Origin of the sequence: Microbacterium sp. NPDC057741, assembly GCF_042798735.1 — a bacterium.
Taxonomy (GTDB): domain Bacteria; phylum Actinomycetota; class Actinomycetes; order Actinomycetales; family Microbacteriaceae; genus Microbacterium.
Map to the genome: position 1 here is coordinate 761,857 of NZ_JBHVJW010000001.1, position 23,064 is coordinate 784,920.

Genomic DNA, 23,064 nt, shown 5'->3' on the forward strand with positions numbered 1-23,064 from the left:
GGCAACAACATGGGACAGACTGGGGCCATGAGTCGACGAACCCGAAGGCGCCTGATCGTCGTGTCTGCGAGCGTCGTCGGGGCGCTCGGCATCCTCGCGACCCTGATCTTCACGGGCGTCCTCTGGCCGTCGCGGATGCTCGCCGCCGGATACTCCGTGCGCGGCATCGACATCTCCGCGTATCAGGGCGAAGTGGACTGGGAGGTTCTCGGCGCTCAGGACATCGACTTCGCCTACATCAAGGCGACCGAGGGCTCCTCGGCCGTCGACTCGCGGTTCGAGGCGAACTGGACGGGTGCGATGAAGACCGATCTGCTGGTCGGCGCGTACCACTTCGTGAGTTTCGAGAGCAGCGGAGAGGCGCAGGCCGCGCACATCATCGAGACAGTCCCCGGCGGCGCAACCCTGCCCATCGCTCTCGACCTTGAGTACTACGGCGACTTCTTCGCTCACCCGCCGACGCGGGCGGAGGTGGACGCGATCCTGGGCCCGCTGCTGGAGAGGCTGGAGGAGCACTACGGATCACCGCCGGTGATCTACGCGACATCCCAGGCCTACGACCGCTATCTGTCGGGCGCCTACCCCGACAATCCGATCTGGAGCCGCTCGCTGGCAATCCCGCCGCGGCTGAACGACGGACGGGACTGGACCATCTGGCAGTACTCCGATCACGACCGGCTCGACGGCTACGTCGGTGAGGAGCAATACATCGACATGAACGTGTTCAACGGCACGCGGGAGCAGATGGCGGAGCTCGCGAAGTGATCCCGTGACGCAGAAAACCCCCGCCGGAGCGGGGGTTTTCATTTCTGCTGGGGTACCTGGACTCGAACCAAGAATGGCGGTACCAGAAACCGCTGTGTTGCCAATTACACCATACCCCAAGGGCGAAACCGGAGCTCCGCACCGAGAGTCAAGCTTACCCGACGCACCACCAGGCGCCAAACCGGCTCGGATTCCCGCGCGCGTCGTGGGTCACAGCTCCCCCATGCGGGCGGGCTTGACCCAGCGCAGGAACACGGTCGATCGCGTGATGCGGGCTAGATCGGCGAGCAGCGCACCGACCTTCGTGCCGATGCTCAGACTGAGGAACATCATCAGCGCCGTCGTAACGGCCTGAGGGTCGAAGCTGGCCAGCGACACCAGGCCGATGGTGCCGGGCACCAGGAGCAGGAAGGCGGGCTGGAACGACACCGTGGCAGGCACCGCCAGCGTGACGCGCTCGAGTACGCGAGCGGCGACGAAGAGCAGTGCTCCGGCGACCCCGGTCGCCACGACGTTGCCCATCACCGGGCTGAGCAGCGCGAGCACGGCGTAGGTGCCGGTCATCACCACGACACACACGACGGTCAGCCGGAATCCCGATCCGAACGCAAGCCCGATGCCGATCGCGAGGATCACCACCGCGATCCACGCCACCCACAGCGGCGGCAGCGCCTGCCATCCGCCATGGTCGTTGGTCAGCTGCACGGCGTCGCCCACGAGTGCGGCTGATGCCGAGTCGATGTGCATCCCGGTCAGCGATGCGCCGGCGAACACGCCGGCCGCCATGAAGGCCAGCATGATCAGGCCGTACATCAGCCGGGATGCGCCGGTGACGATGTCCGTCGACGTCAGTTCCAGAAGGGCGTTCGTGATGAGTGCACCCGGAACCAGGATGGCGATCGGCGCGCAGACGGCGAACAGCGGGACCGGCCCGAGATCCAACCCGCTCGCCACGGCGCCGACGAGGATCGTCGAGACGAACGCCGACACGAAGGGCGCCACCGCGGCCGCGGCGCGCACCCGCATCATCAGCAGGGTCAGCCCACCGACCAGCAGGCCCACGACCAGCGCGAGCACGATCGCCCACCACGGGCAGCGGAACAGGGTGGCCAGCGACCCGGCCAGAAGCCCGCAGCCGATCAGGCTCTGCAGTGCCGGCATCCGCCTCGGCGTCGCGCGGATCGCCGCGATCCGCGCCGGCGCCGCCGTCAGCGGCTGCGCGCCCGACTCGAGGTCGCGCACGAGCCGGCTGGCCTTCGCGGACTGCCGGAACGTGAGCGCCGCGCCCTTCCCGATCACGGTCGTCGTCGATGATGCCGCGCCGGGACGGCTCACCATGACCATCTCGGGCAGGATCGCGAACTCGACCGGCGAGTCGGGCAGCGCCCGTCTGCTCACCTGCTCGAGCGTGCCGCGCACGTCGGTGACCGACGTGCCGCACTCCAGCAGCAGCACGCCGAGGTCGCCGAGGATCACGTCCGTACCGGACTCCGAGGTCGCGACATCCGTCACGTCCGGTTCCCTCCTCGAGGTTCGAGCGGATCAGTCCGCGAGCTTCTCCCCCAGTGCCCGCAGCCGGCGCAGCGACTCGTCCTTGCCGAGCAGCTCCATCGACTCGAACAGCGGCGGCGAGACCCGGCGGCCGGTGATCGCGACGCGCGGCGGACCGTAGGCCACCCGCGGCTTCAGCTCGAGGCCATCGATCAGCGCGGCGGACAGCGCCTCCTGGATCGTCTCGGGCGTGAACGACTCGAGCGGCTCGAGGGCGGCGACGGATGCCTGCAGCACCTCGGCCGCGTTCGCGGGAAGCCCCTTCATCGCGTCGTCCTCGTAGGAGACCTCGTCGGCGAACAGGAAGCCGAGCATGCCGGGCGCCTCGCCCAGCAGCTGCATGCGCTCCTGCACCAGCGGCGCCGCGCGGAATGCCAGCACGATCTGCTCGTGCGTCGGCTCCGCGCCGCCGAAGACGTCGGCCGCCGCGAGGTACGGCAGCAGCCGCTCGGCGAAGTCCTTGCCGTCGAGCATGCGGATGTGGTCGCCGTTGATCGACACGGCCTTCTTCTGGTCGAAGCGGGCCGGGTTCGGATTGACGTCGGCGATGTCGAACGCGGCGACCATCTCGTCGCGCGAGAACACGTCGCGATCGGGACCGATCGACCAGCCGAGCAGCGCCAGGTAGTTCAGCAGCCCCTCAGGGATCATGCCGCTGGAGCGGTGCAGGAACAGGTCGGCCTTCGGGTCGCGCTTGGAGAGCTTCTTGTTGCCGGTCTCGCCGAGCACGAGGGGCATGTGCCCGAAGCGCGGGATGAACGTGGTGACGCCGGCGTCGATCAGCGCGGCATACAGCGCCAGCTGGCGTGCGGTCGACGGCATGAGGTCCTCGCCACGCAGCACATGCGTGACGCCCATCAGCGCGTCGTCGACAGGGTTCACGAACGTGTACAGCGGCACGCCGTTCGGGCGCACGATCACGTAGTCGGGGAAGCTGCCGGCCGGGAAGGTCACCTCGCCGCGGATAAGGTCCACGAAGGTGAGGTCGTGGTCGGGAACGCGCAGGCGCAGCGCGGGCTGGCGACCCTCGGCGCGGAACGCGGCCTTCTGCTCGTCGGTGAGGTCGCGGTCGTGGTTGTCGTAGCCGAGCTGCTTGGCGCGACCGGCCGCCTCGTTGCGGGCGTCGATCTCCTCGGCGGTCGAGAAGCTCTCGTAGACGAGCCCTGCGGCGACCAGCTTGTCGAGCACCTCGCGGTAGATGTCGTGGCGCTGCGACTGACGGTACGGTCCGTTCGGGCCGCCCACCTCGACGCCCTCGTCCCAGTCGATCTCGAGCCAGCGCAGCGCGTCGAGCAGCTGCTGGTAGCTCTCCTCGCTGTCGCGAGCGGCGTCGGTGTCCTCGATGCGGAAGACGAGCTTGCCGCCGTTGTGCCGCGCGTACGCCCAGTTGAACAGGGCCGTGCGGATCAGGCCGACATGCGGCAGACCGGTCGGCGACGGGCAGAAGCGCACGCGGATATCGGCTCCGGTGGCGGTGGTGGTGCGGGGATCAGGAGTAGCCATAGCCCTTCGATTCTACTGAGAGCGGATGCCGCTCCACGGCGCGTCAGGACGCGGCATCCTTTCGCCACACGGAGACGTGCGACTCGCTCTCCGAGGTGAACGGCGCGCCGCTCCAGTCCGCGTGCCGCGACTCGAACGACATGCCCGCGAGGCGCGCCATCAGGTCGAGTTCCGAAGGCCAGACGTAGCGGAACTGAAGCGCGCCGTACCGGTAACTGCCGTCGTCCTGACGGGAGTAGTGGTGCGAGATCGCGCGCTGGGTGACGAAGTCGTAGGTGTCGATGCCCATGTGCTGCTCGGAGACGTCGAACGGCGCGGCGGTCTGCCCCGGCGGCATCCTGCGCACCGCCGGAACCCCGACCTCGACGACGAACCTGCCGCCGGGCACGAGGTGGCGCGCGGCGTTGCGGAAGCACTCCACCTGTGCGTCCTGTGTCCAGAGGTTCCCGATCGTGTTGAAGACCAGGTACACGAGACCGAACTCGCCCGGCACAGTGGCGGAGGACATGTCGCCGATCACGACCGGGATCGCCTCCGTCTTCTCCCGCAGCCGCGCGGCCATTGCCGGCGAGTACTCCAGACCGCTCACGGGGATGCCGCGCTCGTGCAGCGGTATCGCGACGCGCCCGGTGCCGATCGCGAACTCCAGCGCAGGCCGTCCCTCCGCACGCTCGGCGAGGAAGGCGGTCGTCGCCGCGAGAAGCTCCGGTGCGAACATCGGATCGTCCGGGTCGTCGTAGCCGTCCGCGGCCGCCTTGGTCCACAGGTCGCTGGGCACGTCGCTGTCGCTCATCCCGACAGCCTAGGGTGCGACCTCGACGCGCTCCCGTCCGGTGCGCGCGAGCGGCGACAGCGCGGTGATCGCGATGACGATCACGAGAGCGGTCGCGCCGAGGCCCCCGTAGCCGAAGTTCGTCAGCACCAATCCGGCCAGAGCGGCACCGACGGCGGCGGTCAGGCTCATCAGCGAGTCGCTGATGCCCTGCCTTCGTGGTCGCTGCAGCGTGGTCGACGACTCGGTCAGCAGCGCGGCGCCCGCGACGGTCGCCGCACTCCAGCCGAGGCCCAGCAGGATCAGCGCGACCATCACGCCGACCGGATTCTCGCCGGCGAAGATCGCCGTGAGCAGGGATGCGGTGAGCAGCGCCTGGCCGAGCAGTACGACGCGCACGCGCCCCCAACGGTCGGAAAGGATGCCGAACACCGGCGACAGCCCGTACATGCCGGCCACGTGCAGACCGATCGTCAGCCCGACGAGCGTGGTGACATCCGTCTCGGTGGTCTCCATGCCGTGCATGCCGTGTGCCATGTGCGACAGATGGATCGGGGTCATGGCCATGACCGAGGCCATCACCGCATGCGAGCCTGAGACGGCGAAGATCGCGTAGCGCGCGGCGACGGGGCGGTCCACAGAGGAGCCGAGCGCCGCGGTCCTGGAGCCGTCCGTCGCCAGCCGCAGCGCGAGCAGCAGCGGATCCGGCCGCAGCGCGATCAGGTACAGCACGAGGGCGAGCGCCTGTGCGATCAGTGAGAAGACGTAGGAGCCGGTGAGGTGCGGCATCCCGAGCGCCTGCCCGACCACCTCACCCGGAGTGAGCAGGAACGGACCGGCTACGCCGCCGATCGTCGTGGACCAGACCACGATCGACAGGTCGCGGCCGCGGTGCTGCGCCGAAGCGAGGTCGGTCGCTGCGAACCGGGACTGCAGGCTGCCGGCGTTGCCCATGCCGATCAGGATGACGCCGACCAGGAGCACCGGGAAGCTGCGGACGGACGCCGCTGTGATCACGATGCTCACCCCGACCAGGGCGAGCAGGTTGCCCGCGGTCAGCGAGAGCCTGCGGCCGAACCGGCCGGCGAACCGGGCCAGCGGGATGGCCGCCGCCGCGGCACCGAGGGTGACAGACGCCGTCGCAAGACCGGACAGCGCGTCGTCACCGGAGAGATCGGCGGCCAGCAGCGCGCCGAGCGACACGGTGGCGCCGAAGGCGATGCCGCCGAGCACCTGGCCGAGCGCGAGTATGCCGACGGTGCGGCGCTGGATGCGCTCCAGATCGCCCTGCTCGAGTGCGGTCGTGGTCACGAGGCGTCGCGCACAGGGTTGCGGAGCGTGCCGATACCGGACACCTCGACCTCGACGGTGTCGCCGGCGACGATCGGGCCGACGCCCGCCGGGGTGCCGGTCATGATCACGTCGCCCGGAAGCAGCGTGAACACGGCGGATGCGTAGGCGATGATGTCGGCGACGGAGTGGATCATGTCGGACAGCGGCGCGTGCTGACGCACCTCGCCGTTCACTCGCGTCTCGATGGTCGCCGTGGCGTCATCGAACTCGGTCTCGATGAGCGGTCCGAGCGGGGCGAAGGTATCGAAGCCCTTGCCGCGCGTCCACTGGCCGTCCTTGCGCTGCAGGTCGCGCGCGGTCACGTCGTTGCCGACGGTGTAGCCGAAGACGTGCTCGAGTGCGTTCTCGACGCTGACGTTCTTGGTGACCTTGCCGATCACGGCGACCAGTTCGCCCTCGAACTCGACACGCTCCGACAGCGCGACGGGGCGCACGATGGCATCGCCGGGGCCGACCACCGCTGTGTTCGGCTTCAGGAACAGCAGCGGCTCCTCGGGGGCGACGTTGCCGAATTCGGCCGCGTGATCATGGTAGTTGCGGCCGACGCAGAGCACCTTCGACCGTGGGATCACGGGCGCGAGCAGCGCGGCGTCCGCAAGCGGAACGCGCTCCCCCGTCGGCTCGTAGCCCGCGAACATCGGGTCGCCGTCGAGGACGACGAGGTCACCGTCATCCACGATGCCGAATCGGATGCTGCCCTGGTGACTGAAACGCGCGATCTTCACCCGAGCAAGCCTAGTCAAGCGCCCTTCGTCACTTCGACTCGCTTCGCTCACTCAGTACGACGCTCGCTTCGCTCGCTCAGGACCCGGTGGTCGGATCCTGAGCGAGGAGCGAAGCGACGAGACGAAGGGCGGCGACGGGTCAGGCGTCCAGGCGGACGAGCCAGCCGTGCTTGTCCTCGCGGCGGCCGTACTGGATGTCCGTGAGCTCTTCGCGCAGCGACATCGCCAGCTCGGTCGATTCGGGACCCTCGTGCACGATCTCGAAGTCGGTGGCCATCAGCTTGCCGATCGGCACGACCACCGCGGCGGTGCCGCAGGCGAATGCGCCGACGATCTCACCGGATGCCGCGCCCTCGCGCCACTCGTTGATCGACAGTTTGCGCTGCTCGACCTTCAGACCGCGGTCCTCGGCGAGCTGCAGGATCGAGGCGAGTGTGATGCCGGCCAGGATCGAGTCGGACTCCGGCGTGAGCAGGCGGCCGTCGCTCGTGACGAGCACGAGGTTCATGCCTCCGAGCTCCTCGATGTACTCGCCGTCCAGGAACAGCACCTGCTGGCATCCCTTGGCGTAGGCCTCCTCCTGCGGCAGCAGGCTGGAGGCGTAGTTGCCACCGGTCTTGGCCGCGCCGGTGCCGCCGTGGCCTGCGCGGGCGTAGTCGGTGGAGAGCCAGATGTTCACCGGCTGCACGCCGCCCGGGAAGTACGCACCGGCGGGGCTGGCGATCAGGTAGTAGCCGACCTTCTTCGCGGCCCGCACACCGAGGAACGCCTCCTTGGCGAACATGAAAGGCCGCAGGTACAGACTCTCCTCGGGGTTGCTGGGCACCCACGACGAGTCCACCGCGATGAGCTGCTTGAGCGACTCGACGAAGAGCTCCTCGGGCAGTTCGGGCAGGGCGAGTCGCCGCGCCGAGCGCTGCAGTCGCGCGGCGTTGCGGTCGGGACGGAACGTCCACACCGAGCCGTCCGTGTGCCGGTAGGCCTTGAGACCCTCGAAGATCTCCTGCGAATAGTGCAGCACCGCGGCGGCGGGGTCGAGCGGGATGGGCCCGTAGGGCTGCACGCGCGGGCGGTGCCAACCGCCCTTCTCGGACCAGCACAGGTCGACCATGTGGTCGGTGAAGTACACGCCGAACCCGGGGTCGCGCAGGATCTCCTCGCGCTCGGCGTCGGAACGGGCGTTCTCGTTACGGGTCACCTGCCAGATGAGGCCGGCGGGAGAAGGAGCCTGAAGGGGAAGTCCGATGGTCATGATGTGGTGTCCTGACAGGTCGAAAGCTGGGCGAGTAGTGCGCCGGAATCCAGATTACGCCCGCAGTCGGGCGATGATCGCGTCGCCGATCTGCGCGGTGGTGCGCGGGGCATCCCGCTCGGCGATGTCCTGCTCGACCGCCTGCTGGATGCGGGCGGCCTCGTCGCGCAGCCCGAGGTGGTCGAGCAGCAGGGCGACGGACAGGATGGCCGCGGTCGGATCCGCCTTCTGCTGACCAGCGATGTCGGGGGCCGAGCCGTGCACGGGTTCGAACATCGAGGGGAAGGCGCCGGCGGGGTTGATGTTGCCCGAGGCGGCGAGTCCGATGCCACCGGTGACGGCGCCGGCCAGATCCGTGAGGATGTCGCCGAAGAGGTTGTCGGTGACAATCACGTCGAAGCGCGAAGGGTTGGTGACCAGGAAGATCGTGGCCGCGTCGACGTGCAGATAGTCTACGGCCACGCCGGGGTGCTCCTTCGCCACCTCGTCGACGACGCGCTTCCACAGCCCGCCGGCGTTCACCAGCACGTTGGTCTTGTGCACCAGAGTGACGCGGTTGTCGCGCCGCTCGGCCAGTTCGAAGGCGTAGCGCACGACGCGCTCGACGCCGTAGGCGGTGTTCACGCTCGTCTCGTTCGCCACCTCGTGCGGCGTACCGCGGCGGATGCTGCCGCCGTTGCCCACGTAGGGCCCCTCGGTTCCCTCTCGGACGACGACGAAGTCGACCTCACCCGGCTCGGCCAGCGGGCCGGGAGCACCGGCGAACAGCTTCGACGGCCGCAGGTTGACGTAGTGGTCCAGCTCGAAGCGCAGCTTCAGCAGCAGACCTCGTTCGATGTTCGCATCCTTGAGCCGCGGGTCGCCGGGCTGACCGCCGACGGCGCCCAGCAGGATGGCGTCGTGCGTGCGGATCGCGTCGAGGTCGTCGTCGGTGAGCGTGTCGCCGGTCTCGAGATAGCGGGCGGCACCGAGCGAGAAGCGGGTCTTCTCGAATGTCGTGTCGCCACCGGCGGTGACGGCATCGAGCACCTTCTCCGCCTCGGCGATGACCTCGGGTCCGATGCCGTCACCGGGGATGACGGCCAGCTTCACGACACGCGACATGACACTCCTTGCTCGGGGACCGCCCCGCCACGCCTCAGGAGCGGGTGCGTGTTTTCAGCGTAGTCGCCGCGATGACCGCCGCGAGCACCACGAGACCGGCACCGATCATCGAGGTCACGCCCACGCCCGACCCGAAGGCTGCGGTCGCGGCATCCCAGACCTGCGTGGCCAGAGCGTCCGGCAGACCGTGCGCGACGGTGTACGCACCGGCCAATGTCTCGCGGGCAGCATCCGCGGCCGAGGCGTCCAACCCCTCGGGCAGGACCAGCGCGCCGCGGTAGAAGGCGGTGATGATGCCACCCAGGATCGCGGTACCGAGGACTGCGCCGAGCTCGTAGGCCGTCTCGGAGACGGCGCTGGCGGCTCCCGCCTTCTCGGGGGGCGCGCTGGCCAGGATCAGCTCGTTCGAGATGGTCTCGGCAGCGCCGATGCCGATCCCGAGCGAGACGAAGGACAGCACGAGCGCCGCGATCGACCCGCTCGTGAAGGCCACCAGCAGGTAGCCGAGCACCGAGAACGCCAGCGCAGCGGGGATGAGGATATGCGGCGAGACGCGACGCGAGACCGGCACGATCGCCAGACCGGACACGATCATGGCGGCCATGCCCGGCACCAGGGCGAACCCGGCGACCATGGGCGTCAGGCCCAGCACCAGCTGCAGGTGCTGCGACACGTAATAGAGGAAGCCGACCAGCGCGACGACGCTGAGCAGGTTCACCAGGATGGCGCCCGAGAAAGAGCCCCGCCGGAACAGAGCCATGTCGAGCATGGGGATCTCAGCGCGCAGCTGACGGCGCACGAACAGCGCGCCCATCAGGATGCCGAGTGCGGCCCACGCCCCTCCTGCCCAGGTCGGGCCGTCGACCGCGAAGGACTTGATCGCGTACACGACGGGGATCATCGCGGCCATCGACAGCAGGATGCTGATCGGATCGATGCGGCCGGGGTTCGGGTCACGGCTCTCGGGCACCAGCAGCGGCGCGCAGATCAGCAGCGGGATGAGCACGGGGACGGCGATGAGGAAGACGGAGCCCCACCAGAAGTGCTCCAGCAGGAAGCCGCCCACGATCGGCCCCAGGGCAGAGCCCGCCGAGAACGCCGATGCCCACACCGCGATGGCCATTCGGCGCTGATCGCGGTTCGTGAAGATGGAGCGCAGCAGCGACAGCGTCGACGGCATGAGCATGGCACCGAAGAAGCCGAGCAGCGCGCGGGCGCCGATCAACGTGAGCGCGGTGGGCGCGAAAGCCGCGAGCACCGAGACGGCCGCGAAGCCCGTCGCGCCGATGAGCAGCATCCGACGCCGGCCGAACCGGTCGCCGAGCGTGCCCATCGTCACGAGGAGCCCGGCCAGTACGAGCGGATAGACGTCGATGATCCAGAGCTGCTCAGCCCCGCTCGGCGAGAGCGCCAATGAGATCTCGGGCAGCGCGAAGCTGAGCACGGTGTTGTCGACCGAGACCAGCAGCACCGGCAGCATGAGCACGATGAGCGCCCACCAGCCGCGCGCTCCGACGCGGGGTCCGTCGGTCTCCTGCACGGGGATCGATGCGGTGGTGGTCATGCTGTCACTTCTCCTTGTCTCGCGGACGACCAGATAACTATACCGTCCGGTTGGTATAGTAATGGAAGAACGACTGAGCATCCACTGAGCAGAGGAGTCCCGATGCCGCGCCCGCCCCGCGCCAAGGAAGGCGTGCTCGACGCCTACGAGCGCCTCCTCATCGAAGAGGGCGAACGCGCGGCGACCCTCGACGCCACCGCCCGCGCGGCCGGTGTGTCGAAGGGCGGCCTGCTCTATCACTTCGGTTCGAAGGACGATCTCGCCGCCGGGCTGATCCAGCGGCTCTCCGACCTCGTCGACGCGGACGTGCAGCGCATGGAGACCGCCGATGAGGGCGCCGTCGCCTACTACCTGCGCACCTCGGTCGCGATCGACGACCCGCTCGACCGCGCCCTCATCGCCACCTCACGACTCGCCCAGGGCGGGCACGCAGCGGCGGTCAGCGCGCTGAACGACGTGCGCCGGCGCTGGTCGGCGACCATCGCCCCGCGCGTACGCGACGAGGCGGCCCTGGACCTGGTGATGATGCTCAGCGACGGCCTGTACTTCAACAACGCGCTCGGCGGAGACGGCGGCGACCGTCTCGTCCCCGACGAGGAGCGGATGCGGGCGCTCATCGCTCTGGTGCTGAAGGCGACGGCGTAGCCGGGAACGTTCTCCACGCAGGATGATCGAGGCCAGCCCTGCCGAAGGCGATGGCCGCAGCGCGACGAGCCCGTCGCAGCGCGGCCTGAGCAGTCATACGACGCAACTGACGAGGACCGGCATCGCGACGAGAATGTCGTCGTTGGAGAGGCCAGGAGCGAGGCGGTTGAAATAATCGATCGCCACGGGCCCGCTCGAGGTCGCGGTGTACGTGAAGGTGAAGGTGTTCCACTGTCGACTTCCGCTGGTGCCCATTGAGATCTGCGTGCCCCCGGACCAGGCAGCTCTCGTCGTGTAGTCCTGGACGCTGATCCCGTTGAGCCGGATCTGGATCGACTGGCCGCCGATGTTCATGTTGCCCGGGTTCGGGGGCGTGTTGTTGAGGTAGTTCGCCGCCACCTCGATCATGAATGTGTACGTCGCACCAGACACCATGTCGATTTCGGAGAAGGTCTCCGCGAACGCGTCCTGAGTGGCGCTCCTGTTGTCCTTCGAGAGCTGCCAGGCGGATCTTCCGTCGATGCTCACCCACGCCGCGTTCCCGGACGTGGTGAACTCTCCGCTGGTGTCCCGTGCCGGTATGGCGACCGCCCACTCGGCCGCAGCCGACACCGGAGGACAGGTGAAAGCCGAGGCAGCAGTCGCCGGAGCTGCCACGGCCACCGCGATGACGGGCACAGCCCACGCGGCACCCCTGATGACGGTGCGACGACGGAGCCGGGTGACACCTTCGGCGTCGTCGACCTCGTTGCCTGCATCCATCACAGCCTGCCCCTCGCATCGTTGACGGAACCGCACGCGGAAGGATCCCGTGGGTGCGATTATCGCAGTTGTCGGACTCGCCGTTCCAGATATCGCCGCACAGCCGGCGCGGACGAGAGCCCGATGGCCTCCTGCAGATCGTTTCGCGCGCCCTGCGGATCGCCGCCGCGGAGTCTGAGTTCGGCGCGCACCGCAAACGCCTGCGCGGCGAGTGATCCCCGGAACAACGCCTCGTCAGCATCCAGCTCTAGGCGCGCACCTTCGGCACCGATCCCATCCGCGTAACCCCTGGCGACGATCCTGGCCAGCCTCGCCGAAGGCGATGGCCACTGCGCGACGAGCCCGTCGTAGAGCCGGGCGATCGCCGGCCAGTCCGTCGCATCCCAGTCCGCCGCGATCGCGTGCACCCCGGCGATGCCGGCCTGCAGGGCGAACCGGCCGGTGCCGGCGGTGAGGGCATCTGTGGCGAGAGCCTCCCCCTCGGCGATCAGCGCCCGGTCCCACAGCGCACGATCCGCCTCTGAGAGAGAGACCAGCTCCCCTGCAGGATCGACGCGGGACGGATGCCGCGCCTCGGTGAGCAGCAGCAGAGCGAGCAGCCCCAGAGCCTCGGAGTCGTCACCGGCGATCCGCCGCGCATCGCGCGCGAGCTCCACGGCATCCGTGCACAGCCGTCGCCCGCCCTCGGTCGTCGGCGCGGCATACCCGGTCGTGTACAGCAGCGAGATCACCGAGAGCGCGTCGGGCAGCCGGGAACGCATCTGCCCGGCATCCGACATCGCGAACCGGATGCCGGAGTCGCGCAGCCGCTTCTTCGCCCTGGTCAGCCGTGCCGCCATCGTCGACTCGGACACCAGCAGCATCGCCGCGACGTCGCGCGTGGCGATGCCGCAGGCGAAGCGCAGGGCGAGGGCGAGCCGCGTCTCCTCGGTGAGGTCGGGATGGCACACGGTCAGGATCAGTTCGAGCCGCTCATCGCCGCTGAAGGCGAAGCCTGCGGCATCCGCCGTGACGGTCGCGGTGTCGGCGGCAAGCGCCGGCAGAGCCTTCGCTGCCGTGCGCGTCCTGCGGATCGAGTCGACGGCGGCGCGACGCGCAGCGGTCGTGATCCAAGCCGAGGGGTTCGCGAGCGCGACGCCCGCCTTCTCCTGCGCGATCGCGCGCAGGAACGCCTCCTGCACGGCGTCCTCGGCGAGCTGCAGGTCACCGGTGTAGGCGGCGACAGCACCGAGGATGCGCCCCGCGTCCGCGCGGAACGCATCCTCGATCCGATCGGTCATCGTGTCAGGACGCGGGCCGGGCTGCGGCCATGTCCAGCACCGGGTGCACATCGAGCCAGCCTCCGGTGGGCACGAGTGCCGCGAGTTCGCGGGCCTGCTCCACCGAGTCGGCCGTGAAGACGTAGAACCCGGTGACGACCTCGCGGGTCTCGCCGAACGGTCCGTCGGTGAAGACCGGGCCATCGGCACCGGGCTGAATGCGGAAGGCCTCGGCCTGCGCGCGCAGCGGCACGCCGGCCGTGACCCGCTGGCCGGCGGCCGCAACAGCCGCCTGGAACGCCTTGTGGCCTGCGAGATCGGCCTCCATCTGCGCCGGCGAGCTGCCGGAGTAGTCCCATTCCGGTTCGCGGATGATGATCATGTACTCGTCGGACATCGTTACTCCTTCGTCGGGCGGGCCTGCGGCCCGCTGAGGTGTCGAACACCGATACGACGTGGAGCATCCTTCGAAATCGACAGCTCGCCCAGATTCTTTCAGAACTTCCTCGCGGGCGGAACGACGAACGGCCCGCCCCTCGCGAGGACGGGCCGTTCGGTGCCGGTGTCAGATCTCGGTGATCTCGATCTGGCGGAACAGGTCGGCGTCGATCGCGGTGCGGATCTCGTCGATCAGGTCGTCGCCGACCGGCGAGTCGAGAGTGAGAACGCTGAGCGCCTGGTCGCCCGCGGCGCGGCGGGCGATCTGCATGCCGGCGATGTTCACGCCGGCCTCGCCGAACTTCTGGCCGTAGACGGCCACGATGCCGGGGCGGTCGGTGTACAGCATCACCACGTGGTGCTGGCCGAGCGGCAGCTCGAGGGCGTGGTCGTTGATGCCGACCAGCTTCTCGATCTGCTTCGGACCGGTCAGGGTGCCCGAGACCGACAGCTGCGATCCATCGGAGAGGGCGCCGCGCAGCGTGATGACGTTTCGGTACTCCTCGCTGACGTCGTCCTTCAGCAGCCGCACCGCGACGCCGCGCTGCTCGGCGAGCAGCGGGGCGTTCACGTACGAGACGGTCTCGCTGACGATGTTCGCGAACACGCCCTTGAGGGCGGCGAGCTTGAGGACGCTCACGTCGTAGTCGTTCAGTTCACCGTGGACCTCGACGTCGAGGCTGGTCAGCGGCGACTGGGCCAGGCCGGAGAACACCTGGCCGAGCTTCTCGACCAGCGCGATCCCGGGACGCACGTACGGGTCGATCACGCCGCCGGCGACGTTGACCGCGTCGGGAACGAGGTCGCCGCCGAGCGCAAGACGAACGGAGCGGGCGACCGAGATTCCGGCCTTCTCCTGCGCCTCCTCGGTGCTGGCGCCGAGGTGCGGGGTGACGACCACGTTCGGCAGCTCGGTGAGCGCACGGGCGGTGCTACCCTCTGCCGGCGGCTCCGAAGTGAACACGTCGAGTCCGGCGCCGGCGATCTCACCGGTCTGCAGCGCCTCGAGCAGCGCCTCCTCGTCGATCAGGCCGCCACGGGCGACGTTGATGACGTAGGCCGACGGCTTCATGGCCTTGAGCTGCTCGGCGCCAATCATTCCGGTGGTCTCGGGGGTCTTCGGCATGTGGATGGTGAGGAAGTCGGCCTCGGCCAGAAGCTCCTCGAGCGACACGAGCTGCACGCCGAGCTGCTGCGCGCGGGCGCTGGTGACGTAGGGGTCGTAGGCGACCAGGCGCACGTCGAAGCCGCTCAGGCGGGCGGCGATCAGGGCGCCGATGCGGCCGAGGCCCACGATGCCGACGGTCTTCTCGAGCAGCTCGGTGCCGGTGAAGCTGGAGCGCTTCCACGCACCGGCGGCCAGCGAAGCGTGTGCGGCGGGGATATGCCGCGCCAGGCTCAAGACGTGACCGACGGTCAGCTCGGCTGCCGAGACGATGTTCGAGGTGGGCGCGTTGACCACCATGACACCAGCGGCCGTGGCCGCCTTGATGTCGACGTTGTCGAGGCCCACGCCCGCGCGGGCGACGACCTTGAGCTTCGGCGCGTGCGAGAGCGCCTCGGCGTCGATCTTCGTGGCCGAGCGGACCAGCACCGCGTCGGCATCGGCGAGCGCGGCGAACAGCGCCTCGCGGTCGGTGCCATCGACGTCACGGACGTCGAAATCGGGCCCGAGGGCATCGATCGTGGCAGGAGAGAGGACTTCGGCGATGAGCACGACGGGCTTCGGCACAGTGGATCCTTCGGGGCAGCGCGGCAGGGCGGGAGAGAGCCGATGCGCCGCACACCGTCGGGGGCGCGATCGAGCACCACTGTACCCGAGCCGACTCGTTGCTCCCGACCGTGTGACGTCCCGCGAGTCAGCCCATGGCGATGCTGCGCATCATGTACGACAGCACGTTCAGCCAGAACACCGCCGAAAGACCCAGACCCGCGAGCAGCACGATGACGCACTGCCACAGCGTGCGACGGCGTGCGAGGACGATGGCCGCGGTGAAGACCAGCGCCGGCAGCACGGCGGCGAACAGCAGCGCCACCCAGTCCATCGCCGCGAGACCCAGCGGCGCGACTCCGATGAGGAACGCGATGGCGTTCCAGATCAGATAGGCGTATGCGAGCCCGGCGAGCCCGGTGATGAACCCGGACAGCGCGGAGCGGAAGCCCGAGGGCGCAGACTCGACGGTGTTCTCTGCGGCGGTCATGCGGCCACTCCCCCGGTCATCACGAAGGGCCAGGGCACGAGGAACACGACTCCGGCGATCAATGCGGTCATGCGCACCCAGCTGCGCGCGTTCCGGGTGAGCATCCAGGAGGCAGCGAACCACAGCGCCGGCGCCGCCACCGCGATCACGAGCGTCGCGGTGTACATCACGCTCGGGATCAGGAACAGCGCGCCGGCCTGCATCCGCAGCCCGCCCACCAGCCAGCCGACCGTGTACAGCAGGTAGATGCCGCCGACGGCACCGAGAGCGAGCAGCATCCCGGTGGAGAGCCCTTCGAACTCCTCGTCATCATCGTCCTCTGCCTCCGCAGCCGGGGCCGAGGACGCGGCCTCCGGCACTGCGGGGGTCTCGGGCGAGGCATCCAGGGCGGGTGCAGGCTCGACCAGCTCGCTCCCCCGGCCGACGGCCTGCCAGCCCTTCGGCAGCGTGGGGCGCTCCGCCTCGGAGTCGCCGTCCCAGCTCAGGGCGTCATCGTCGGGATCGGATGTCATGTCTCCAGCGTAGCGATCGGAATCATGCGCCCAGTAGGCTCGGGGCGTTCAGGAAACACTCAGGAGGGGAGCCATCGTGGCGGAGAGCGGCGAACAGGCAGTCGAGACGGATGCGCCGGGCTGGAAGCCCACGCCCGAAGCGAAGAAGAAGGCCACCACGTTCCGCTGGATCGCCGCGGTGCTGTGGGCGCTCGCGATCGTCGGCGAGGCGGTCGGCATCTTCTGGCTGCTGCGGCAGCGTGTGTATGTCGGCGAGGCCGGCACGTTCACCCGCGACCCCGACACAGGGTTGGTGACCGAGAGCGGTGCGACAGCGATCTTCCCGCAGTGGGCGTTCATCTCACTGCTCGTGCTTCTCGTGGTCATCGCCGCACTGTCGATCACCGGATCGGTGCTCTGGAAGAAGGCGAACCGCCTCGACCCGGCGCGCAAGTCCGACAAGGCACGCTTCTTCGTGCAGAACCAGCTCGGCGCCATCATCGCGATCGTCGCGTTCCTGCCGCTGGTCATCCTGATCTTCCTGAACAAGGACATGGACAAGGGGCAGAAGGCCACTGCCGGCATCGTCGGCGTCGTGCTGGCTCTGATCGCAACGTACATCGGCATCGACTTCGCCCCGGCCTCGGTCGAGCAGTACAACGCCGACCAGTCCACGGTCATCCAGCTGCTCGGCAAGGACCAGGTGGTCTGGGTCGAAGGCGGCAAGGTCTACCACGTGTGCGACCAGGTGCCCGACATCCAGACCGGCAGCGAGAAGATCACCGGCACCACGGCCGAGGCCGTCGCTGCGGGCAAGCAGCGCCTCACGCTGCGCTTCGCTTCCGAGCTGAAGACCTGCGGGCTGCCCGTGCCCGAGAACTCCGAGGAGATCGCCGCCGCGCTGCGCGAGATCCAGGCGGGCAACGAGAGCACGCCGCTGCCGAAGCCGGAGTGGGCCGATCCGTCTGAAGCGCCGATCGTCGTGAAGGACGAGGTGCCCGCGAACTGACGGCGCGAGATCCCAGGAGAGAGACATCCCTTCGGGGGTGTCTCTTTCTTGCGTCTGGGGGCGAGCCACCTCGGTAATTCGCCAGTAAGAGATCGTCGATACCGTGTCGCCATCCCGCGTGCGCCGACGTTGCCGCAGGCGGGACCTGCCGTCAATCGCCCCGAAGGAAATGACATGCACCTCCCCAGAACCGCCCGAGCGTGGGTGGCGACGCTGGCCGCAGCAGCCGCGGCCTCAGCGTTCGTCATCACCGCACCTCCGGCACTAGCCGCCCCTGCCGATCGTGGCGCGGACAAGATCGACCGGAGCGTTCTCGCCGCGGCGCAGAAGGGCGAGGAAACCCCCTTCTTCATCGTGCTGACGGAGAAGGCGAACCTCAACGGCGCCCGCAAGGCCAAGGGTCACGACAAGAAGGCGACTCTCGCCTACACGGAGCTGACCACCACCGCGGCGAACACGCAGCGCCCGCTGCGCAACTACCTCGACAAGAACGGCGTCGACTACGAGCCGTACTGGATCACGAACGCGATCCGTGCGACCTCATCGGACGTCGACCTCATCGAGGACCTCGCCGCCCGCAAGGACGTCGCCGAGATCATCCCCGAGCAGAGTTACACACTCGACGACACCGTGGTCGAGGGCACGACTTCCGCCGCAGCGGTCACCGCCGATGCCCCGGTCGAGTGGGGCATCTCCGACATCAAGGCCGACCAGGTGTGGTCGCAGTACGGCGTGAAGGGCGAGGGCATCGTCATCGCCAACATCGACAGCGGCGTGCAGTACAACCACCCGGCGCTCGTCGGCAACTATCGCGGCAACCTCGGCAACGGCACGTTCTCGCACGACTACAACTGGTTCGATCCCACCGGTGTCTGCACCGGAGGCGTGCCGTGCGACAACAACAACCACGGCACTCACACGATGGGCACCATGGTCGGCGCCGGCGGTATCGGCGTCGCGCCGGGCGCGACCTGGATCGCAGCGAAAGGCTGCGAAGGCCGTTCCTGCAGCGACCCGTACCTTCTCGCGGCGGGTCAGTGGATGCTCGCTCCGACCGATCACAACGGGCAGAACCCCCGACCCGACCTCGCACCCGACATCATCAACAACTCCTGGGGCGGCAGCGATGACCAGTCCTTCTACACCGACATCATCGCGGCGTGGAACGCGGCCGGCATCTTCGAGGCCTTCGCAGCAGGCAACGACGGCGACGGTAAGACCTGCATGACGACCGCCGCGCCCGGCGGCCGCGGCGACGTCTACGGCGTCGGCGCGTACGACATCAACGGCAAGATCGCGAACTTCTCGGGCTTCGGCCCGTCGCCCGTCGACGGCTCGCTGCGACCCGACATCACCGCGCCCGGCGTGAACGTGCGCTCCGCGATCCCCGGCAACAACTACACCGCCATGAACGGTACGTCGATGGCCACGCCGCACCTCGCCGGCGCCGTCGGACTGCTCTGGGCCGAGGCCCCGAGCCTGATCGGCGACATCGCGGCGACCCAGGCGCTGCTCAACGGCACCGCACGCGACGTCGACGACACCCATTGCGGCGGCACCGCCGGCCGCAACAACGTGTGGGGTGACGGCAAGCTCGACATTCTCGCTGCAGTAGACGCCGCGCCGCACACCCGCTCGATCGTCACCGGCACGGCGAAGGATGCCGCGACCGGTGCCATCCTGCCGAACCTGACTGTGCACGTCACTGGCACGGGCTTCGACCGCACCACGACGACCGACGCAGCCGGCGCCTACCGCGTCGTGATGCCCGCTGGGACGTACCGATTCGAGCTCAGCGGCTACGGCTACGCGACGCTCGTCGATGACGGCTACGTCGTGGCGGCCGGCACCGACGCCGTCCACGATCTCGCTCTCAGCGCCGTCGCGCATCACCGCGTATCCGGAGTCGTTCGCGACGTGGTCGGTGCTCCGCTCGCCGGCGTCACGGTCGCCGTCGAGAACACCCCGGTGCCATCCGTCAAGACCGACGCCCAGGGCCGCTACACGCTCCCCGACGTGGCGGCGGGGTCCTTCTCACTCGCCGCGTCGCCCGCGGCCCCGGTGCTGTGCAACGGCGTCGCCCGCGGACCGATCGCGGTGAGCAGCGATCTTGTGAAGGACCTTGATCTGCCCGCGCGCACCGACGCGGCCGGCACCACCTCGTGCCTGCCCGCCTCCTACTCGTGGATCAAGGGCGCGACGAAGGTCGCGGTCTCGGGCGATGAGGATGCCGCGACCGTGGCGCTTCCCTTCCCAGTGAGCTTCTACGGCACCACCTACACCTCGGCGTCGGTCACGACCAACGGCCTTGTGAACTTCGCGGCCCCGCGCCTCGGCGACTACGCGAACTCGGCTCTGCCCACTGCGGCTGCGCCGAACAGCATCATCGCCGCTTATTGGGACGACCTGGTGATCGACAAGAAGGCGAGCGTGCAGACCGCGCTGACCGGCACCGTCGGCGCTCGCAAGTTCGCCCTGGTGTGGAACAACGCCGCCGTCGCCGCCGACACCACCGTGCGTCTGTCGTTCGAGGTCGTCTTCGATGAGAAGACCGGCGCCGTGACCCTGCAGTACAAGGACGTCGCGGGTAACGCGCTCGAGCGCGGATCGTCGGCGACGATCGGCGTCGAGAACGCCACCGGCACCGACGCACTGCAGTACTCGTTCAACCAGGCCGTCCTGACCGACGGCTCTGCGATCCGCTTCATCCGAAAGGGAGCATGATGTTCACCCGCAACAAGCGCCGGGTCGTCGGCGTCGCCGCCACCTGCGCCGCCGTGGCGATGACCGTCGGCATGGTCAGCCCCGCGTTCGCTGCCGACAGTGCAGAGCCGCCGCTCGTGCTCACGCCCGAGCAGGTCGATGCACTGACCGCCCACGCGACATCCAACCTTTACGGCGAGGAGGGACCCGCGGTCTCGGCCGATGAGGGCTCCGCGACCGGGACTGAGCCCGAGACATCCGAAGGTGGCAATACCCTGCAGTCCGAAACGGATGCCGCAGCGTGGAAGCTCACCCCGCATGCCGCGGTGGAGGGCGATTACGGCATGACCGCGACCGTGCCCGTCCCCGGTGCCGGCGACGACTACTTCGCGATCGATTCCCTCGGCCTGGTCCAGCGTCGCACTGCGGCGGGTGCCGAGGTCTGGCGCCGCGACAACTCGTCGTGGTACGCGGACTGGGCGGTCAAGCCTGTTCGTGTGTTCCAGCCGGAGGCCTACCCGGCTCGCATCGTGGTCGGTTACAACGCTGCGAGCCCGTTCAGCCCCGCGTCCGAGAACGGCTACGCCACGGGCGATCTCACCGGCGACGGCGTCGCCGACCTCGTGTTCACCGCGGAGGTCGGGGCGAACCCGTATCGGCCGATGCAGGGGACTCCGTCGACCGGCACGTTCGTGACGATCGTGGACGGCGCGGACGGCCACACCCTCTGGTACAAGCTGTACAACGCCGTCTACGGCCTTGCGCTGGTCGACGGCACGCTGGTCGTCGCCGACTCACCCTTCTTCAACATCAACTCGCCTGCCGGATCGAAGATGCTGCTGCACGGCCTCACCTTCGAGTCAGCGGGTGCGGCGCTCAAGACGGCCTCTGAGTGGATGTACGACCCGGGTGCTCCGAAGGCGTCGGGCTGGGCCGACCTCGAGGCTGTCGGCGATGGCCTGCTCGCGGTGTCGTGGGATCGCCGGAAGGATGCCGCAGCGACGGTGCCGAGCGGCAACACGCTGGTCATCGACGCCGCGAACGGCGACGTGAAGTGGACCGCCACTGACCGCCTGTACTCCCGTCAGCTGCGATTGGACGCCTCGAGGAACCACCTGGTCGCCCTCGAGCAGTCCGACCCGAATGAGGGCGTGAAGTACCAGGTCGTCACCTACGACCTGGCTGACGGCACCCGCAAGGTGCTCGACACCCGGGTGAACGCCTTCCCCCTCGCCTCGGCGATCGGCGACCTCGGCGGCAGCAAGGCATCCGAGATCGTCGTGAGCGAGGCGACGCTCGATGACGTGCTGAAGTTCAACACATCAACCGTTCGTGCCATCGACGGCGATTCGGGTGCCCAGAAATGGTCGCGGACGCTGAAGCGCGATGCGGCGAGCGGCGGCGACGGCCCGCTCGCTTGGGGTGTCACGATCGCTGGAGACCGTGTCATCGTCAACTACCGCGATGACCTGAGGTCCGACACCGCCGAGAATCGCAGCAGCACGTGGTTCGGACGTATCAGCGCCCTCGCCGCAGGCAACGGCGCCCTCAAGTGGGAGCACACCGGCACCGCGGCATCGCAGTTGTGGTCTCAGGTGCTGGTGAACGGAAAGGACGTCCGTGTCCGTACGGTGGACACGCTCGAGAACGTCCGCACCTACAACGTCGGCTCGGGCAAGCTCACCGGTCTCACCCCGCTGCAGGCAGACTCCTCGTCGGCGGTCGCGACGGACATCAACGGGGATGGCGCGGAGGACCTCATCGTCGGCGGCAACTCCCAGGGGCTGTTCGCCTACGACGGGCCCTCACTCGTCCGCGGGGAACGAGTGCTGCTGTGGACGGCCACCGTTCCGGGTTCCGTGCAGAAGCTCGTCCTCGCCGATGTGAACGGTGACGGTCGCGACGAGATCGTCGTGGCCGCCGACACCGCCGCCGCGATCGTCGACGCCCGCACGGGCAAGGTGGTTCGGACGATCGACGGTGCGGGACAGTTCGTCCGCACGGTCGGCGCCTCCGACCTCGACCACGATGGCAAGTCCGAGATCGTCCTGTCGACCGACTCTGTGCGGGCCTACCACGGCGACGGAAAGCTCGCCTGGGCGTACAAGCCGCAGGACGGCGTCGTGTTCGGCGACATCTCCTTCGGCGACGGCAAGGTGTACGCGGAGTATTCCTCCCGCGAGTCGCTCACGCTGGACCCTGACGATGTCGCGCTCGGCGCGGTCGCTCTCACGGGGTCGAGCGGCGCAGTCGCCTGGGAGCAGACTCCCACCGCAGCCGAGAACCTCGGTCTCGACGGGCTCGTCTACGGGGCGACACAGCGGGCCGCCACGTTCGCCTCGCCGGAGATCCCGTACGCCGATGGGCACGCGGTCGTGTACACGTGGCTCGGTCGAGTCTCGCCGACCACGCCGCCGGCCATGTTCATGGAGATCCGCGACGGCCGAACCGGTGACGTGCTGCACAGCGCACGCCTCGGTGGTCCGCACAACCTCGGTTCCTGGTTCACCGGTCCCGAAGGTCTGATGGCGGTGACGACCGGCGCGATCACGACGTTCGCGGCCGACGGCGCCTCGACCATCATGCGGTCGGTCCCCACTCTGCAAGACGCCGGGTTCGCCATGACCCCCGCGGGCGAGCGCATCGTGGTCGCCGGATCGGAGAGCGGCCTCGCGTCGTATCCGGTATCCGCGCTCACGGAGAATTCGACCGGGTTCCTCGGGTCGAGCGCGTCGTACACCGCGATCGCCGGGGCGGAGCTCCTCCTCGCCGACCTCGACGGTGACGGTCGCGTCGAGGCGGTCTCGCTCAACCCCAACGGACGGGGCACCGACCGCGCTGCAGGCCTGTTCGGTTCGGCCATCTCGACCCCGTTCACGGCGATGCGCAAGTTCGCCGTCACGACGGTCGACGCCCCCTGATCGCCACGCACGTCGATCGCTGATCTCGGCCCCCGCCTACCCAGGC

General features: G+C 68.8%; 19 protein-coding genes and 1 tRNA gene. 5 read left to right on the top strand and 15 right to left on the bottom strand.

The window, feature by feature from the left end:
- Positions 1-27 precede the first annotated feature (27 nt).
- Entirely contained in the window at positions 28-765 is a 738-nt protein-coding gene (locus tag ACFVDO_RS03710) for a GH25 family lysozyme (protein WP_378858510.1), read from the top strand.
- A 47-nt stretch (positions 766-812) separates the two neighbouring features.
- On the opposite strand, the gene ACFVDO_RS03715 is transcribed toward ACFVDO_RS03710, so the two are convergent.
- The 9 genes from ACFVDO_RS03715 to ACFVDO_RS03755 all read right to left on the bottom strand — a co-directional run bounded on the left by ACFVDO_RS03715 (position 813) and on the right by ACFVDO_RS03755 (position 10,589).
- Positions 813-884, bottom strand: a tRNA-Gln gene (locus ACFVDO_RS03715).
- A gap of 91 nt (positions 885-975) precedes the next feature.
- Complete coding sequence (locus tag ACFVDO_RS03720) at positions 976-2,277, bottom strand: threonine/serine exporter family protein (RefSeq protein ID WP_378858509.1); 1,302 nt, start codon at positions 2,275-2,277, stop codon at positions 976-978.
- Between the two features lie 30 nt (positions 2,278-2,307).
- A complete protein-coding gene (gene gltX / locus ACFVDO_RS03725) occupies positions 2,308-3,819 on the bottom strand; it encodes a glutamate--tRNA ligase (RefSeq protein WP_378858508.1) in 1,512 nt (503 codons plus the stop codon).
- 43 nt (positions 3,820-3,862) lie between these two features.
- Positions 3,863-4,612 (bottom strand): class I SAM-dependent DNA methyltransferase, encoded by a 750-nt coding sequence (locus ACFVDO_RS03730; protein WP_378858507.1) that lies wholly within the window; start codon positions 4,610-4,612, stop codon positions 3,863-3,865.
- Between the two features lie 9 nt (positions 4,613-4,621).
- Positions 4,622-5,902: an MFS transporter gene (locus ACFVDO_RS03735; RefSeq protein WP_378858506.1), complete on the bottom strand. Its 1,281-nt coding sequence runs from the start codon at positions 5,900-5,902 to the stop codon at positions 4,622-4,624.
- Entirely contained in the window at positions 5,899-6,669 is a 771-nt protein-coding gene (locus tag ACFVDO_RS03740) for a fumarylacetoacetate hydrolase family protein (RefSeq protein ID WP_378858505.1), read from the bottom strand. Before ACFVDO_RS03740 ends, ACFVDO_RS03735 begins: the two co-directional genes overlap by 4 nt.
- Positions 6,670-6,808: 139 nt before the next feature.
- Complete coding sequence (locus tag ACFVDO_RS03745) at positions 6,809-7,921, bottom strand: branched-chain amino acid aminotransferase (protein ID WP_378858504.1); 1,113 nt, start codon at positions 7,919-7,921, stop codon at positions 6,809-6,811.
- Between the two features lie 54 nt (positions 7,922-7,975).
- Entirely contained in the window at positions 7,976-9,025 is a 1,050-nt protein-coding gene (locus ACFVDO_RS03750; RefSeq protein ID WP_378858503.1) for a 3-isopropylmalate dehydrogenase, read from the bottom strand.
- 34 nt (positions 9,026-9,059) lie between these two features.
- Positions 9,060-10,589, bottom strand: a complete 1,530-nt coding sequence (locus ACFVDO_RS03755; protein ID WP_378858502.1) for an MFS transporter — start codon at positions 10,587-10,589, stop codon at positions 9,060-9,062.
- Positions 10,590-10,691: 102 nt separating this feature from the next.
- On the opposite strand from ACFVDO_RS03755, the gene ACFVDO_RS03760 reads away from it, so the two are divergent.
- On the top strand, positions 10,692-11,234 hold the full coding sequence (locus tag ACFVDO_RS03760; protein ID WP_378858501.1) for a TetR/AcrR family transcriptional regulator: 543 nt from the start codon (positions 10,692-10,694) through the stop codon (positions 11,232-11,234).
- 93 nt (positions 11,235-11,327) lie between these two features.
- Here the strand turns inward: ACFVDO_RS03760 and ACFVDO_RS03765 are convergent, their stop codons facing one another.
- The 6 genes from ACFVDO_RS03765 to ACFVDO_RS03790 all read right to left on the bottom strand — a co-directional run bounded on the left by ACFVDO_RS03765 (position 11,328) and on the right by ACFVDO_RS03790 (position 16,406).
- The gene (locus ACFVDO_RS03765; protein WP_378886830.1) at positions 11,328-11,999 is read right to left on the bottom strand and encodes a hypothetical protein; all 672 of its coding nucleotides are present in this window, start codon (positions 11,997-11,999) and stop codon (positions 11,328-11,330) included.
- A 56-nt stretch (positions 12,000-12,055) separates the two neighbouring features.
- The gene (locus ACFVDO_RS03770; RefSeq protein WP_378858499.1) at positions 12,056-13,276 is read right to left on the bottom strand and encodes an RNA polymerase sigma factor; all 1,221 of its coding nucleotides are present in this window, start codon (positions 13,274-13,276) and stop codon (positions 12,056-12,058) included.
- Between the two features lie 4 nt (positions 13,277-13,280).
- Positions 13,281-13,652, bottom strand: a complete 372-nt coding sequence (locus ACFVDO_RS03775; protein WP_378858498.1) for a YciI family protein — start codon at positions 13,650-13,652, stop codon at positions 13,281-13,283.
- Between the two features lie 168 nt (positions 13,653-13,820).
- Positions 13,821-15,425 carry a phosphoglycerate dehydrogenase gene (gene serA / locus ACFVDO_RS03780; protein ID WP_378858497.1) on the bottom strand — a complete coding sequence of 535 codons (1,605 nt, stop codon included), beginning with the start codon at positions 15,423-15,425 and terminating at the stop codon, positions 13,821-13,823.
- A gap of 127 nt (positions 15,426-15,552) precedes the next feature.
- On the bottom strand, positions 15,553-15,894 hold the full coding sequence (locus tag ACFVDO_RS03785) for a hypothetical protein (RefSeq protein ID WP_378858496.1): 342 nt from the start codon (positions 15,892-15,894) through the stop codon (positions 15,553-15,555).
- Positions 15,891-16,406: a hypothetical protein gene (locus tag ACFVDO_RS03790; RefSeq protein ID WP_378858495.1), complete on the bottom strand. Its 516-nt coding sequence runs from the start codon at positions 16,404-16,406 to the stop codon at positions 15,891-15,893. The genes ACFVDO_RS03785 and ACFVDO_RS03790 overlap by 4 nt, the downstream gene beginning before the upstream one ends.
- 76 nt (positions 16,407-16,482) lie before the next feature.
- Between ACFVDO_RS03790 and ACFVDO_RS03795 the strand changes: the two genes are divergently transcribed.
- The 3 genes from ACFVDO_RS03795 (at position 16,483) to ACFVDO_RS03805 (ending at position 23,018) form a co-directional block, all read left to right on the top strand.
- Positions 16,483-17,394 (top strand): hypothetical protein, encoded by a 912-nt coding sequence (locus ACFVDO_RS03795; RefSeq protein WP_378858494.1) that lies wholly within the window; start codon positions 16,483-16,485, stop codon positions 17,392-17,394.
- Between the two features lie 174 nt (positions 17,395-17,568).
- A complete protein-coding gene (locus tag ACFVDO_RS03800) occupies positions 17,569-20,118 on the top strand; it encodes a S8 family serine peptidase (protein ID WP_378858493.1) in 2,550 nt (849 codons plus the stop codon).
- On the top strand, positions 20,118-23,018 hold the full coding sequence (locus tag ACFVDO_RS03805) for an FG-GAP-like repeat-containing protein (RefSeq protein ID WP_378858492.1): 2,901 nt from the start codon (positions 20,118-20,120) through the stop codon (positions 23,016-23,018). Before ACFVDO_RS03800 ends, ACFVDO_RS03805 begins: the two co-directional genes overlap by 1 nt.
- The last annotated feature ends 46 nt before the right edge of the window (positions 23,019-23,064 follow it).